Raw genomic sequence first — 14,945 nt, 5'->3', positions numbered from 1 at the left:
CAGAGCGGCAACGGAAAACGCAGGAAATCCACTGCTGTTGGGGCGCAATCCTGCGCAATCGAAGGCGGTGATGCGCCCGATATCCCAATCGTCTCAACGAGATCGGGATTCTTCACGGACGACTCTCTAGGCTCCATCCCGCACCCCAGCCAGTCCCGCGGGTAATCTGGAGTTCAATCCAGGATCCAGTCAACTTCTACCGTAAGAGCCCCAGCCTCTCTGCAAGGCTTTCGGTGGCTTGGGTTCGGATTCAGAGGCTAGGGCATGTAGCGCTGCTCGTTATTGTTAAGCTTACTCAGGTATCAGTCTTAAGTCTTAGCCTCTATGCTTTGACATCATGTCCGAGGCTAGAAATGATTAAGGGGAATTAACCACCCCAGCCAGCTGTGAACGTGGATATGAGCAAGCACCAGAACCTCGATATCGATCCACGCCTCGACGCAGAGGACTGTACCCATCATTGCCCAGTGTGGCTTACTCTATTCTTGGCGGCTGTAGGAGTTATCAGCATAACTGGCCATTATTTCTTCGCTTAGGCGGTTATCGCAACAATCCGAGCCGCTCAGCGATGCTCTCTTCGACGTAGAGGTTGGACTTACTTCGATCATGAGACAGCCATCGTGTCGGGTGTAGGTTTTGTGCTTGGAGGGCATGAGGAAAGATGAACGCTTAGACAGGTCGACATTCAGAGCGAGTTCACTCCCAAGAGCGCAATCTCAGCGCATCGCCTCGGGAGGTAACATGTTGAAGAAAGTGGTCTTAGCTCTTGCGCTCGCTGCCGCTGGTCTTGCATCACAGTCGACATCCGCGAGTCCTCTAGCAAGTCCTGCAGTTGTCGCTGACGCTGCTGGCGTTTCGCTGCAGCACATCCAGTACTACGACCCGCCGCGTTACGAGCGCCGGTACGGAGGCCCGCCACGGCGCTATTATGATCGTCCCTATTGGCGTCGCGGCTATGGTTCCCCGCCTTGGGCACGTCCCTGGTGGCGTCGTCATCATGAGCGCCCATACTGGGAGCGGCGTGAGCACTACGGTCGTCGCTGGTGAAGAAGATATGGGACCTATGAAGAAGTCCCGTGCGATCACATCACCGGGGCATCCCATCTAAAGCTAACGCACTCCGGGTGAAAACACCGAGAGTGCGTTTGTGCTTGTTGCGCATCGGACGGTTAAACAGACGCATATCCGGCGGCCTTGAGGAAGTTCCAACATTCTTGCGGCTCAAACAAATCGCAGATGTCACTGAGCGCTCGCCAGAGCGCGTCGAACGTTCGGGCCTCGGCCTTGCGCAAGTGCGCTTTGATCTTGGCGAAGGCCTGTTCAATTGGATTAAGATCGGGCGAATAAGCAGGTAGAAACAGGAACCAGGCGGGATCCGTCGCAAACCGTCTAGTAACTCGATTCCGTCTACGCCTCCGGTCAGCTCCGGAGGCGCAAGATGTTCAAAGGCCGTCATTTCGATCACTCGGTGATCTTGCTGTGCGTCCGATGGTATCTGGCTTACAATCTGAGCCTGCGCGATCTTGAGGAGATGATGACTGAGCGCGGCATCTCTGTTGATCACGCGACCATTCATCGCTGGACCGTCCACTATGCTCCGCTCCTGCTCGAGCAATTCAATCTTCGCAAGCGCGCCGTCACCGGCAGGTGGCATATCGACGAAACTTACATCAAGGTGCGCGGGCGCTGGATGTATCTCTATCGGGCCATCGACAGCAACGGCGACGCGGTCGAATTCTGGTTCAGCGAGCGGCGGAACCTGACGGCCGCCAAGCGGTTCCTGAGCAAGGCACTCAAGCGGCATGGCCGGCCTGAGCGGATTATGATCGACGGCAGCCAGACCAACCGGGAAGCCATTCTGGCCTGTGATACGGCAAGTCGGCTCCAAGATCGGTCAAGGCGGCGTCTGAAACCGATCCGCATCCGCCAAAGTGCCGACCTCAACAATCGCATCGAGCAGGATCATCGGGCTATCAAGCGGCGGGTCCGGCCGATGCTCGGGTTCAAGTCCGTTAGCAGCGCTCGTGCAATCCTGCACGGCATCGAGATCGTGCGCATGATGCGCAAAGGACAGGCGAAGTACGCCCACAGTTCGCCGCTATCCCTCGCCGAGCAGTTTAACATCCTAGCTGCGTGAGGCCTGCAGGATGGAATAGCCCACTTTCTGCCCTCATCGAAAATTCGCAACAGAACCAGTGGCGATGGCATGACCCAGTTCGGCCGGGCGCTGGCAGAGCTCAATATCGAGATTATCTGTGCCAACTCCAGTCAGGCCAAGGGACGGGTCGAGCGGGCGCATGCGACCTTGCAGGATCGGCTGGTCAAGGAGCTGCGGCTGGCCGGCATCAGCGATCGGGAGGCGGCCAATGCGTTTCTGCCCGGCTTCATCGCGAGCTACAACAGCAAGTTCGCCCGGCCGCCGGCGCGGGATCGGGATCTGCACCGGCCGCTGGAGGGGATGAACGATCTCGGCGACATCCTGTGCTGGCGCGAGACGCGGCGGGTCTCCCGGCAGTTGGTGGTGCACTACAACCGGATGAAGTTCACGCTGCATCCGACTGAGATCACGGCGCGGCTCGTGGGTCAGACGGTGGAGATCTTTGACTTTCCCGACGGGCGGCTGGAGATCCGCTGGAAAGGGCTGTCGCTGGCCTATGCGGTGTTCGACAAGCTGCAGCGGGTCAATCATGCCGCGATTGTCGAGAACAAGCGGCTGGGCGAGGTGCTGGCCTGGATCAAGGAGCGGCAGGACGCCCGGCCCATTCCGTCAGGCGTTGGGGCCGGGCCCCGCCGTTCAAGTCAGAAGGCCGGCCTGATGAAAGACCGCGTGGATCGCCTCGCCCAGGTCGCCCAGTTCCAGCCCAAACCCAAACGCCTGGGCCGTCGGCGCTCCGATCGGACAGTCTGCGCACCGCCGCCCCAGGCTCCGTCTCACCCGACCTGACTGACAGTTTCGCTTTGCGCCTCACGCGACATTTCAACTTGGTTGCCACAATGGAGTGGAGTTGCACCGCCCGAGAGACCTCCTTGGTGTGTTCGAGCGGAAGTCCATGTGATAGTCTCGCCCCCTTCCTCCTCGGGAGGTGGCCGTATGAGGCGGCGCGACATCATCCTGCTTCTTGGCTCACTTTCCCTCCTGCGTCCGTCGACAGGGGCTGCACAGACTTCCGATCGGGTGCGGCGCATTGGGTGGATCGAGGGTCTCAGAACCAGCACGTACAACTGGGCGGATGTCGCGGAGCACCTTCAGCCGCTCGGATGGACAAGGGGAAGGGGCGGCAACGTCCGAGCGGACATGCATGTCCCGACGCACCTTGATCAGTTGCCGAGGATCGCCAAGGAACTCGTCGCCACCCGGCCTGATCTCATCGTCACCAACGGAACGCCGGCAACCCTGGCGGTTCTGGCAGAAACCCGCACCCTCCCGATCGTCTTCTTCAGCGTGGCGGATCCCGTAGGAAACGGCATCGTCAGCAACCTCACCCGTCCGGGCGGCAACGCCACCGGCTTTACCACCTTCGAGTCCTCCCTCGCGGGCAAGTGGGTGCAGCTCCTGAAGGAACTCGATCCCCAGCTCAGGCGTGTCGCGATCTTGTTCAACCCGGAGACGACGCCAAACCGGTCCTCGCCCTTTGTCCGCGAGTTCGAAGCAACGGCGGCCTCCCTCCAGATCGAGCCGATCCTTGCCTACGCGCGGGACTTTTCCGGGGTCGAGCCCATCGTGGCCGCGCTCGCCTCGGAGCCTCATGGGGCCCTTCTGGTCCTGCCGGACGAGTTCAACTGGGGCTACGAAAGCCAGATCATCGATTTGGCCAATCGCCATCGGGTCCCGGCAATCTACGGGTACCGCTATGCCGCGGCCACGGGAGGCTTGATTGCGTATGGCCCGACCGAAGGCTACTCCCAAGCGCTTGCGGTTTACATCGACCGCATCCTCAGAGGGGCAAAGCCTCGTGATCTCCCGGTTCAGGCGCCGACACGCTACACCCTTGCGATCAATCTTCTCACCGCCAAGAGACTTGGCCTGTCCATCCCATCAGCGGTCCTCGCAGCAGCCGACGAGGTCGTCGAGTAAGGAACGGATGCGGTCAATCCATAGGCCGCACGTCCTAGTTCCATAACCGGCCTTCAGCGAAATTCGCAAATTCGCAGAAGCGCCTTTATGGAATGAAGCTTTAGATGGCTTCTGGTGACTACGGCTGGGTCCGGAGATGGCTGACCACCAGAGCAAGAAGACCAATGGCCAGGAGCAGGACCAAGAGCAGGGCGATACGGCTCAATTTCTCGTAGCGGGCCAGTCGTGCTTGAGCCGCATCAGCCTTGCGGCGCTGCTCGTCCAAGTTGGGATTGTGGGGTGGCACGGTCCACCAGGAAATAGTTTACATCTAGACTTATTTAGCACCCCCGCATTTAGCACCCCCGCACGCGCCTAAGAAGATAATCCGTGAATTTCGCAGAACCCGCAGTATGGAACCGCTCGGAGCGCGAGGCTAATTTTCCTGAAAATCTGGGCCTGCAAAAAGAAAGATCGGATGATTGGGGCTCCCGCGGCGCTCCCGGCATGGGAGTGACAGGATATCAATCTCCGGGCAGGCTCCTGAAGCTTAACTGATCAAGGAGCCCCGCCATGGATCTGTTCGTCGGCCTCGATGTCTCCGTCCGCACTACCAGTGTCTGCACCATGGATGCCACCGGCAGGATCCTGAAGGAAAGCAAGGTCGAGACCGAACCGGATGCGATCGGGGCACTGCTCCATACCATCAGCGATCATTACAAACGGGTCGGCCTCGAGGCCGGCCCGCTCTCGCAATGGCTCTACAGTGGGTTGGCAGCCGCGGGGCACCCGGTCATCTGCGGTGAGACCCGGCATATGAAGGCTGCCTTATCGGCCCAGATCAACAAGACCGATCGCAACGATGCGCGAGGTATCGCCCAAATGATGCGGGTGGGGCTCTACAAGCCCGTGCATGTCAAAACCATCCGAAGCCAGGGGATCCGGATGCTTCTGACGGCGCGCCGATTTGTCCAAACCAAGATTGTGGATGCCGAGAACAATCTTCGTGGTCTGCTGCGCAACTTCGGCCTCAAGGTGGGCATCGTTTCCCGCCTCAAGTTCGAGCAGCGCATTCTCGACCTCTTGAAGCAGTCTCCTCATCTGCGGGTGATGATCGAACCCCTGCTGGAGATTCGCCGCGTCCTGAGAGAGCAGTATCAGCGCTTGCATAAAGCCATGGAGCAAATGGCGGAGGCCGACGAGGTTTGTCAGCTTCTCATGACGGCTCCCGGCGTCGGATCCATGGTTGCCTTGAGTTTCCGTGCTGGCGTCGATGAGCCGGCCAGATTCGCGCGATCCCGATCGGTGCCTGCTCACTTCGGACTGACGCCAACGCGCTACCAATCGAGAGAGATCGACCAGGGGAGAGAGATCTCCAAGTGCGGTGATCCAGGCATTCGCTGGGCTTTGGTCGAAGCGGCTGGTGTGCTGCTGCGGATATCGAAGAAGTCGTCGCCCCTGCGGGAGTGGGGGCTGGAAGTGGCCAAGCGCCGAGGAATGCCCAAGGCGATCGTGGCAGTGGCTCGGCGCTTGGCGGCGATCCTGCACCGGATGTGGGTCGACAACGTACCTTATCGCTGGCAGGCCGCCGCCTGAGCCTGGATACGAGTTCTGCGCTGCCCAGCGGACGAGGTCCCGTGCAGGGACGGGTGGGCAGGCCTTCTCGAACGGGCGCTGAACCCCAGTCCTCTGGTCAGTTCGCAAGAAAGATTGAGAGGCCTCTCCGTCCGACCCGATCATGAAGCGGCCTGGTGCCGACTTCGAAGAGAAGCCAGACCCCTGGCGGGAACTCATGAACGTCACGCGGCAGCCTCTGAATGGCTGATGTGCCCCTGTGCATTCATTGTCAGAGCCTGGAGCTTGCTATCCGGGGCGATTTCCTGCGCTTGACCAACACGCCCAAAAAAGAGAAGCGCCCTCTCTTCCAGGGGCGCTCCAGGAGCCGACCCGTAGGGGCAAAATAACGGTCGGTAGGATCTCTGTACCCGGACAATTCTACTTCGTCAGTCGGGTACACGACAGTTCCGGAACAGTAATCGGGGCACCGTCAACTTAACGCTTTTACTTCCCCTTTCTAGGGTTTAGGTCCGGAGCGGGTCACGCATTTTCAATAGCTTAGACGCACCGGGGAATGGCTGAAAATGCCAGAAGACGGCCTTTACTCAGTTAAGTTGACGATGCCGATGGAAGCCTGTCTTACGGTGCCAAGTGATCCCGGCGGACGGCAAGTGGTGGTGGCAGGCCAGCCGATCGAGATCGGCGACGTCCGTTGCATGCTGTTCACCTTCGCTGACCTGGAGCCGCGCCGAAAGGCTGAGACGGCCTTGCGCCATTCCGAGGAACGTTTTGCCAAGGCCTTCCGTCTCGCCCCGGTGCCCACCACGATCAGCACCGCCGACGATCATCGGCTGGTTGAGGTCAACGATTCCTTCACGAAGGTCCTGGGCTATCACGCCCAGGACGTGGTCGGGTACCCGACAGATGACCTCGGCCTCTGGGTTGATGACGGGAAACGCCACCAGTTTGAAACGGAGCTCGCCAGAACCGGCACCATCAGGGATTTTGAAGCCCGCCTGCGGGTGAAGAACGGCGAAGAGCTTGCCTGCCTGGTGTCAGCCGAGCTCATCACCTTGAGCGATCGTGCGTGCATCCTGTGCTCGTTCCAGGACATCACCGCCCGCAGGCGTTCGGAGGAGGAACTCGTCGAGGCGATCGAGGCGGTGATGGCGGATGCGTCCTGGTTCAGCCGCGGCGTGGTGGAGAAGCTTGCTGCCATGCGCCACCCGCCCCGGCCGGGACAGTCACCGGCTCAGGCCGCCGCAAGCGTGGCTGATCTGACGGCACGGGAGCGTGAGGTGCTCACCCGCGTCTGCCAGGGCAAGAACGACCCTGAAATTGCAACAGAACTCAAGCTCGCCCGCAACACGGTGCGCAATCACATCGCTTCCTTGTATCAGAAACTTGGGATCCACCGCCGCAGCGCCCTGGTCGTTTGGGCCAGGGAGCGCGGCATTGGGGCTGAGGGTGTCGCAGCCAAGCTCCCGAAGACGCAAAAAAGAGGGGCAGGAAAACTAGGTCAAGTAGTGCGAAATAACCGCTGAAAAATTGATGAACTTTAATGATTTGAATGGGTTAGTCGCCATGATAACACGGTCAACGTACCGGGTATCGTGTGTGCATCATCCTAACCCAGAGGCTAACATTGACGAGGATCGGGTTGCAGGCCGCGCAAAGAGGACCAAGGGCTCCGTCAAGGGGCCCCTTGGCACGATCACAGGCGACAGCAAGACCCAGGCTGAAGGGGCTACCGAGACGACGGCCGGCCGGGCATAGAACACTATCGGCGGCATCAAGAACACGGTGCGCGACATCCCAAGCCCGGGCTGACGAAAAACCTGCTGCGCCACCGGCAGCGCCGATGCAGCGCGCCCGGCGAGGCATCAACTTGGTGACAGCGCGTGCCTGATGACGCCTCGCGGGCTGCCCGCGGGCCGAGGCGGTATTGCGCGTTGTGACGATCAACACGCCAGTGGCGGCCTCCCGCCCAGACACAGGATGGGTCACCGCATCGTTCAGGAGTTCGGTTTCCAGGAGAATGACGATGGCGACGCTGTCGAACTTTACTTCCGATATTCGGCAGAGACGGCCGCCCCTCCGCCGCGTGAGTTCGTCGGCCCGTGCGATCCTGGACAGGAGCGTTCGGGCCCATCTCGGGCAGCAACTCCGAGACTGGTATGGCAACCCGGCTGAAGACAAGCTCCCGTACCGCCTCACCCGGCGCCTCAATCGATTGACTGAAGTTATCCGCGCCCGCACGGAGCCGATCGACCGAGCGTTTGCTGATGAAGTTCTGGCCAGCATGAGGTCGCTCCGGGCGTTCGCAATCTCACTGACGCGGGATGCCGATCAGGCTGAAGATCTCGTGCAGGAGACGGTGCTGAGAGCTATCTCCAAGCAGCCACAGTTCAAGGCCGGCACGAATCTACAGGCTTGGCTCTTCACCATCCTGCGCAACCTGTTCTTCTCGGCACACCGCAAGTCACTGCGCGAGGTCGAGGATGGGGATGGATCCTATGCCGCCACCATGATTGCCCTGCCGGACCAGGAAGACAGGATCATGATCCATGATCTTGCGGCAGCACTCCACAAACTGCCCGAAGGTCAGCGTGAGGCGATCCTGCTCGTGGGTGCGGACGGACTGTCCTATGAGGAAGCGGCCCAAACTCTCGGATGTGCCATCGGCACCATCAAGAGCCGGGTCAACCGGGCCCGGAACTGTCTGGCCGAACTGATGAGGCTCGCTGATGAGGATGGCATTGTCAGATCTCCCCCTACGGAAATGTGAGCGCAGCCAAGCGCAGGGAGCACCGACAATGCAGGGCCGAGTAACATAGGCGGTTCTTCGTGCCTCCTCATCCTGCGGGGACCGCACCGCTGGTGTTTGGCCGGACTGATGCGGAGCAAAAGCTAATTGTTATGCCCCAGTTCTTCTTTCAGATCAGAGGCCGCGCCAGGGGTGTGAGCCGCAACGAGTTTTCGAAGAAGCGCCTTGATGGGACAGGTCGCAGACCAAGAGGCGACAAGGCTATCGGGATCGGTGATGCGGTCAGGCTGAGAAGCCCTCGCAGCAAAGGGCACAAAGCATGCACGGAAACGTCTTGGGCCAATGCCCCATACCGCATCCTCCAATCCCTCATCAACAGCCAGGAGGCGTGCCAATGCCCCGAACCCTGTCTCAGAACCCGAATGATCCCTTCGACGGTCTGCTCCTGCCCATCAGCGCCTGGAAAGCGCTGGAGGCTGCGAAGATTACTAGCCTCGAACAACTCAAGACCGTGGCTCCCCAACTCGGGCAAATCCGGGGCATGGACCCGGAGGCCGTCCAGGTGATCAACGACAGACTTGATCGCTTGGCTGCCAGAAGAACCGTCCAGGTCCGGCTGACCTTTCCGAAGCAGCCTATCGCGAAATGGAACGCAGGAGAGCCGGAGGCAGGAGGCGTTCACGCGCATCGTTCGCCGACAGAGTAGGCGGCAGGGTAACAAGATGAACTGGCAAGGGCCTTAAGGACGTACCTGCATTAGGATTGAGTACGTCATCGCGGCGAGTGTCAAAGTGGAGACCAGGATCATGACGGCCTGCTTCGCGAGCCGGCCGAGCTCACTCTCGGTGTCCTTGATCCGTGCACGACGATCAGAGTCGAGGTCACTCATCCAGTTGCCCACACGTCAGATCCACATGTGACAGACACACGTCGCAGGAGCCCTGCGAGGTCCATTCCATCATGTCAGACATGCCCCTGGGCGGCGGAGCATCCGGTCTCAATCTGGTGGTGAACGCCATCATCCTTTGGAACACGACCTATCTCGCCCGAGCCGTGGGATACGTGCGCGAGCAGGGCATCAGGCTCCCGGACGGGCTCCTCCCACATGTGGCGCCGGTCCAGTAGGATCACATCGCACTCACAGCCGACTATCTCTGGTCCGAGATTGAGCGGCCGCGCGTGAACGCTTCCGACCTTTGCGCATGAGCCGGCATGAGCCGGTTTGATCCAGCCCGGTTCCAGAACCCTTAGCGTACAATCCTGCAGAAACTCCCACGCAACCCCACTGTGACCGCACCCTTGGGGAGATTTCGGCACGGGCTGGGATTAGCCGCACGACGGCACCGAACACCATGAGGCTGGCTGCTGCTAGGGTCCTGCTCACCGTCCAAGAACGGCGCCGCGAGGATCAAAAGAACCTCCCCAACGTGGTCCGCATCGTCTCCCGGGAATGGCAGCGTTGGATCAAGCGGGTAGAGCAGAGGAACGGCCCTCAAGGGTCAAAGGGTATAGGGTTCAAAGAAACCGACCCCACGGGCAAATGATTCAAAGAAGGAAGAAGAATCGGCATTCCCCCAGCAGCCTCTGAGCCCAGAATCCAATCCAACAGTACCTGGGAGAAGCAAAAAAGGGTTTTTCGGCAGGGCCGAGGGCGGTTGAGGAGAGGACATAGCCAGGTTCTGAGAGGCCGGGAGGAGAAACAGATGTCCTTGACGGTGGAGCAGCAACACTTGATCGCTGAATGGGCCGAGCGAACGGACGGCATCGTGGAGGTTTGGTTGTGCGGACCCCATGCCAAGGACGATTCCCGAGCCGCAAGGGTTATTGAACTCGCCCTTACCATCAGGGGAATTGGGATCGGCGATCCACTCACTCTCTACTTTTTCGAGCGTGAGCGATGGGAGGCTCAACTCACAGAGCTCCTGCACTGTCCTACCGTGGTTCTCTGGTACGATCCGAATGGTGCTCCAAAGGCTTATGCCTTCTGCCAGGAAGCCAGCGTGCTGATCTACTCCCGCAATGCCTGACGAACTCGGCTCGCCCGTCAAACACCACGGGTGCTGCACCGGATCGACCCGGGACAGGGCATTCGGCGCTTCTACAGCGTCAGGATCGAGCGGGATCTCTTTGGGACCGTGCACCTGGTGCGCGCAGGGAACACATGGAGCCCTAGGTCTTTAGGAGTCAGGTCACTGTTGCTGAGTATCCCATGCCCGAAGTCGAAATCCCTGAGCCTTCCCCTCAAGACAGAACCACGCTCTTCAAGCTGCGGGCGCAGCAATGCCGCTATGTTGTCTCTGATGAAACCGAAGCGATCTTCTGCGGTGCCCCGACCCTTGACGGATCCAGCTGGTGTCCTTGGCATAGGCGGCTCGTCTATACGAGGCCGCAGCCCGACGGATCAAAAACCAGGAAGGCGTTCATCCTTCCGGGGATTGGATAACAGCCGTAAAAGAAGCATGCCTAGATCGATATCCGGTGGAGCTGCCCTGCCAGATGCGCGAGCCCAGCCGGCAAGTACTGGTCCAGCGAGTTCCGACCTAGAATCTTCTCAGGAACAGCCCCCTCACTCTCTGTTAACCCTGGTCGAAATTAGACCCCTTAGATCGGGAGCCTCTGCCGACTGGGGCTGTTTTCCCGACAGACAGGTTTTCGAGGATAATCCGATGACCAGGAACTCTCTCTACCTCACCGCGCTCTCCACCCTCTTGCTGTCGGCGGCCTGGCAGCCCACCCAAGCTGCCAGCTTTGACTGTGCCAAGGCCGAAGCAGCCGATGAGAAGACCATTTGCGCCGATCGCAAGCTCAATGATGCGGACGTCGAGATGTCCGTCCTCTACACCCAGCTCAAGCCGCTTCTTGGCATGGGCGCCCGCGGCGACATGGAGGATGAGCAGGCCGCCTGGCTCAAACGGCGGGCCAACTGCGGAGATGATCGTGCCTGCGTGAGCAAGGCTTATGACGACCGGATCCGCCAGCTGCGGAATGGATTTGAGGCGCTCGCCAAGCGGGGACCATTCTGACCACAGCCGACGAGGGACCTGTCGCAAACTTTTCGTTTCAGAGTTTCAGCTACTGAGACTGCGGTCACAGTAGCGAAGGCAGCAGTGTTTAAGGGTAGGCATTTTGATCGATCGGGGCGCTGGTGCAGGATCGTGAATTTTGCGGATCATGGTCCTTCGATGCCGCTTCCTACACTGCGGCTGACTTGCAACGGACGGATTTCGGGCGTGCGCATGCCAGCATGCGATTGAGAACGGCGCAGCCGAGGGCGACCTCTGTCCGCTGGGCGCCGAACGACCGCGCCCTCAGCCGTCTCCCGATGACAGCCTTGTCTCGGCCGATCGCGGTCTCGACCAGAGACCGCTTGCCGTAACCGGTGACGGCTTGCCATGTCATCCGGCCATCGGTGTTGATCGTCGCAATATGGCGGTCCCGCTGGCTGGGCGGTTCGATATTCGACCGATCGACGGCGTTGACCCGCGGCGGAATGACGACCGCCGCATCGGGGCTGTGGCTGGTGACGGCGTCGTAGGCCGGTTTGCCGTCATAGGCGCCATCGGCGGTGAACTGGCCGATCGGGAGGTCGATCTGGTCGAGCAGCGGCTCCACCTGTGTGGCGTCGCCGGTGTCCTGATCGGTCATGATATGGGCGATGATCTCGCCGCTGTCGGCAGCCAGCGCCAGATGCAGCTTGCGCCATCCCCTCCGCGACCTGGCGCCGTGCTTTTCCTCCCGCCATGGGCCGGCGCCGTAGACTTGGAGCCCGGTGCTGTCGCTGAGGATGTGAACAGGCCCTTCTCCTGGAATCCGGTGACCCTGCCGTCCTTCAGGTGATTGCCAGGTCCATGCTCGCCGGCGGAGGGTGGTGTGATCAGGCACGGCGAGATCCAATCCCATCAACTCAAGCACCGATGCCAGCAAGCCCTCCGTCTGGCGCAGCCGCAGGCCGAACACCATCCCCAGCATCAAAGTGGTCTCGATCGCCAGATCGGAATACCGCTGTTGGCCGCCGCGCGTCGTCCGCTTCGCCGCTTGCCACAGCGACAGCGCCTCGGGCGCGATCCACAGCGTCAGGCTGCCTCGTTGGCGAAGGCCCGCCTCATACTCCGGCCAGTTCGTCACCTTGAACTTCATCTTGCCGATACGATGACGGCGGGCAGCATTGTGTTTGAAAGGCATGACTGGGACAGAGCGGCTATTTCGATCGACGGCCGACTACATCCTGACCGCTAAACGATCCGTGCACCAACGCTGTCCTGCATGAGTGAGGGATCTGCCTTGTCGTCCCGCTGTAGGTCGTGTTGCCCTACGGGGCTCCTGAGGCATCAGAGCCTGACACGGTCTCTTTGAGAGTTCGAGGTGTTCCGGTCATGAACGTCAGTGCCGCAACAGCATAGAGCGCGAGCGCGATGCAAACAACGAGAGTAAAGCCGATGTGCATTGCAAGGATACTCGCGAGGACAGCCCCGACCACCGAGGTGCAGCCATTGATACCCCAAGCCCATGGCACCAGGTCAGGGGCCTCTGCGGATACCCGCTCCAAGCCCAGTGGAAATGGGAGACCCATCGCGAAGCCCAGGGGCGCGATCAGCACAAGGGTGATCACCGTCTTCAGTGGAGCGGGCAAGCTGACAAGGCTCGGCAGCAGGACAGGTAATCCAATCAGATAGATCCCGGCGAATGCGATGATGCCTGCCACAGCAACCACGATGACCGCTCGTCGACGCAAAGCGAGGGGTGCCGCGGTGCCACTGCCAAGACCAGCAAAGACCAGGAAGGCGGCTAAGACCACCGCAATCGCCGCAAGGGGATGGCCAAGGAACAATGTAAAGCGTTGAATGAAGCTGATTTCGATGAACATAAAACCAAAGCCGAGAGCCAAAAAGTAAAGCACAATCTGCCACCGTGCCATGGCTCCAGGCCCGCGAGACCGATGTTTGGCGCGCAATGCCGCCAGCGGCAAGAGAATGAGGAGCAGGCTCGCGATCATTGATTGCAGGAGTGTGGCGAGCACGACCAGATAGCCCGCATCCACTTGGGCCAACCCGCCTTGAGCGCGTTGAGCCATGAGCTCGGGCAGCAGCGCCCATTTGAACGAGCGGAAAAAGTAGGGCCGGTCATCGGTCGCCGGGGTGATGTAGAACTTGTAGTCGTTCAGGAAGCGCTCCCGCGCCGGGCCAAGCAGCGCCACGGCGGCGCGGTACAGATACGGCTCGGCCCCTTGGTTGAACCGGTTCGCCTCCGCCTCGACCATGCCCGGGTACCAAGCCACGTCGAAGGAACGGGCTTCGGCGAAAGCCCGGATCGCGGCGATCTCGGCGGCATTGAACGGCCCGTTCTTCATCAGAAGTGTTGCCGTGTTCCAGCTATGGATCATCGCCAGCTGAGCGCCGGGGGATGAGACACCCCTTTGCTCGAGAGCCACAGCGGCAGTGGCGAACAGCTTGATGGCATCGCGGGGCGGCGTGAGCAGCCAGCGCGTGATGGCCAGCAGCCCGCCGGGGGCGAGATGCCCGTAATAGGCCCGAAGCGCTTCCACCGTGTAGAGTGGACTTTCCCCAAGCGCCTGAACACCGGCCGCTGCCGCTGTGAACGAATCGAGGAGTGCCAGCTGGATCAAATCCCAACGCCGCCTACTCGCCTCGACAAAGCTGCGGGCTTCGGCGATATGCACTGTGACACCTTCGCGCTGATAGAGCCCGCCGGCCAAAGCCGAGAATGGCCCCCGCACCAAGTCGATCAGGTCGGGGTTGAGCTCAACGGCATCGATGTGCGTTGCGTCATGGTACAGGGCGCTTAGCACGTCGGCGCCTCCTCCCGCCCCGAGGATGAGCGTGCGTGGCATCTTGAGGAGGTGGTACGGCAGTGCTGTGATCTGCTGATCGAGATAGTCGAGCGCACTCTTGTCGCCCGTCAATCGGGTGATGACGGTCAGCGCTTCGGCATCCGTGAAGACACCCAGCTGCGGTGGCGGCTCCGACGTGGCGCCGAGGCTGAGCCCGGGAGTATAACGGAACGAAACAACCGGGCTTTCGACCACCGTCAGCAGCCCCAGCGGACTAGACCGCTGCGCCAGGACATGGGCATCGGGGGCGGTCAAGGCTACGCCCAAACCCTTGTACGGTGAGGGCTGGAGCTGCAGCCATGACGGCGGCCAGGCAGCCGACGAGATTACCGCAAGGGCAGCCAACGCAGCAGCCGAACGGCGAGCGCCCCTGTCCCATGCGATCAATGCCGCCGCAACGAAGCCCAGCCCGCCAATGATCCGCAAGCAATCCTGCGGTGGAAGCACGTACAGCAGGGCGACAATCAGCAGCGCACCGGCACCGGCGCCGAGCAGATCCGCGCGATAGATCGCGGCGATCCGTTCGCTGCCCTGGGTGAACGCCAGCCCGATCGCGGCACCGGAGGCGAAAAAGGGCAAGGCTAGCAACAGGCAAATCCGCGCCAGATGAAGCTGCTGGTGAACATCCCAAATCACCTCGAGTGGATTGAACGGCACCCGCTGTGCGAGCGCAAAGCCCCCGACAGTGGAGACCGCGAACAGGACGGCGCAGCCGGTGA

General features: G+C 60.7%; 12 protein-coding genes and 3 pseudogenes. 11 read left to right on the top strand and 4 right to left on the bottom strand.

The window, feature by feature from the left end:
• Nucleotides 1-1,169: 1,169 nt before the first annotated feature.
• A pseudogene (locus ACS5Q1_RS40560) lies at nucleotides 1,170-1,373 on the bottom strand (transposase); the annotation flags it as partial.
• A gap of 65 nt (nucleotides 1,374-1,438) precedes the next feature.
• On the opposite strand from ACS5Q1_RS40560, the gene ACS5Q1_RS40555 reads away from it, so the two are divergent.
• The 3 genes and pseudogenes from ACS5Q1_RS40555 to ACS5Q1_RS40545 all read left to right on the top strand — a co-directional run bounded on the left by ACS5Q1_RS40555 (nucleotide 1,439) and on the right by ACS5Q1_RS40545 (nucleotide 4,075).
• Nucleotides 1,439-2,137, top strand: coding sequence for an IS6 family transposase (locus ACS5Q1_RS40555; RefSeq protein ID WP_473103537.1), 699 nt, complete (start codon nucleotides 1,439-1,441; stop codon nucleotides 2,135-2,137).
• A 45-nt stretch (nucleotides 2,138-2,182) separates the two neighbouring features.
• Nucleotides 2,183-2,944 (top strand): annotated as a pseudogene (locus tag ACS5Q1_RS40550) (transposase family protein); the annotation flags it as partial.
• 147 nt (nucleotides 2,945-3,091) lie between these two features.
• Nucleotides 3,092-4,075, top strand: a complete 984-nt coding sequence (locus ACS5Q1_RS40545; RefSeq protein WP_473103536.1) for an ABC transporter substrate-binding protein — start codon at nucleotides 3,092-3,094, stop codon at nucleotides 4,073-4,075.
• Between the two features lie 118 nt (nucleotides 4,076-4,193).
• Here ACS5Q1_RS40545 and ACS5Q1_RS40540 read toward each other — a convergent pair whose 3' ends face one another.
• Complete coding sequence (locus ACS5Q1_RS40540) at nucleotides 4,194-4,361, bottom strand: hypothetical protein (RefSeq protein ID WP_473103535.1); 168 nt, start codon at nucleotides 4,359-4,361, stop codon at nucleotides 4,194-4,196.
• 266 nt (nucleotides 4,362-4,627) lie between these two features.
• Here ACS5Q1_RS40540 and ACS5Q1_RS40535 point away from each other — a divergent pair, with 266 nt between their 5' ends.
• From ACS5Q1_RS40535 to ACS5Q1_RS40500, 8 genes and pseudogenes are all read left to right on the top strand, one after another.
• Nucleotides 4,628-5,650 carry an IS110 family RNA-guided transposase gene (locus ACS5Q1_RS40535; RefSeq protein WP_473103534.1) on the top strand — a complete coding sequence of 341 codons (1,023 nt, stop codon included), beginning with the start codon at nucleotides 4,628-4,630 and terminating at the stop codon, nucleotides 5,648-5,650.
• Nucleotides 5,651-6,237: 587 nt separating this feature from the next.
• Nucleotides 6,238-7,155, top strand: a complete 918-nt coding sequence (locus tag ACS5Q1_RS40530) for a PAS domain S-box protein (protein WP_473103533.1) — start codon at nucleotides 6,238-6,240, stop codon at nucleotides 7,153-7,155.
• A 500-nt stretch (nucleotides 7,156-7,655) separates the two neighbouring features.
• Nucleotides 7,656-8,399 (top strand): sigma-70 family RNA polymerase sigma factor, encoded by a 744-nt coding sequence (locus ACS5Q1_RS40525; RefSeq protein ID WP_473103532.1) that lies wholly within the window; start codon nucleotides 7,656-7,658, stop codon nucleotides 8,397-8,399.
• Nucleotides 8,400-8,772: 373 nt separating this feature from the next.
• Nucleotides 8,773-9,084, top strand: coding sequence for a hypothetical protein (locus tag ACS5Q1_RS40520; protein ID WP_473103531.1), 312 nt, complete (start codon nucleotides 8,773-8,775; stop codon nucleotides 9,082-9,084).
• A gap of 281 nt (nucleotides 9,085-9,365) precedes the next feature.
• Nucleotides 9,366-9,500: pseudogene (locus ACS5Q1_RS40515) on the top strand (Tn3 family transposase); the annotation flags it as partial.
• A 581-nt stretch (nucleotides 9,501-10,081) separates the two neighbouring features.
• Nucleotides 10,082-10,405 (top strand): hypothetical protein, encoded by a 324-nt coding sequence (locus ACS5Q1_RS40510; protein ID WP_473103530.1) that lies wholly within the window; start codon nucleotides 10,082-10,084, stop codon nucleotides 10,403-10,405.
• Between the two features lie 182 nt (nucleotides 10,406-10,587).
• Nucleotides 10,588-10,821: a GcrA family cell cycle regulator gene (locus tag ACS5Q1_RS40505; protein ID WP_473103529.1), complete on the top strand. Its 234-nt coding sequence runs from the start codon at nucleotides 10,588-10,590 to the stop codon at nucleotides 10,819-10,821.
• A gap of 223 nt (nucleotides 10,822-11,044) precedes the next feature.
• Nucleotides 11,045-11,401 carry a lysozyme inhibitor LprI family protein gene (locus ACS5Q1_RS40500; RefSeq protein WP_473103528.1) on the top strand — a complete coding sequence of 119 codons (357 nt, stop codon included), beginning with the start codon at nucleotides 11,045-11,047 and terminating at the stop codon, nucleotides 11,399-11,401.
• 169 nt (nucleotides 11,402-11,570) lie between these two features.
• On the opposite strand, the gene ACS5Q1_RS40495 is transcribed toward ACS5Q1_RS40500, so the two are convergent.
• Nucleotides 11,571-12,560 carry an IS5 family transposase gene (locus ACS5Q1_RS40495; RefSeq protein ID WP_473103527.1) on the bottom strand — a complete coding sequence of 330 codons (990 nt, stop codon included), beginning with the start codon at nucleotides 12,558-12,560 and terminating at the stop codon, nucleotides 11,571-11,573.
• Nucleotides 12,561-12,687: 127 nt separating this feature from the next.
• Nucleotides 12,688-14,945 (bottom strand): spermidine synthase (locus ACS5Q1_RS40490; protein ID WP_473103526.1); only part of this gene is annotated, 2,258 nt, incomplete at its 5' end.

Source organism: Microvirga sp. GN3, from assembly GCF_055792825.1.
The sequence above is the reverse complement of the archived record's forward strand: the minus strand, read 5'-3'. Positions and strand labels throughout refer to the sequence as shown.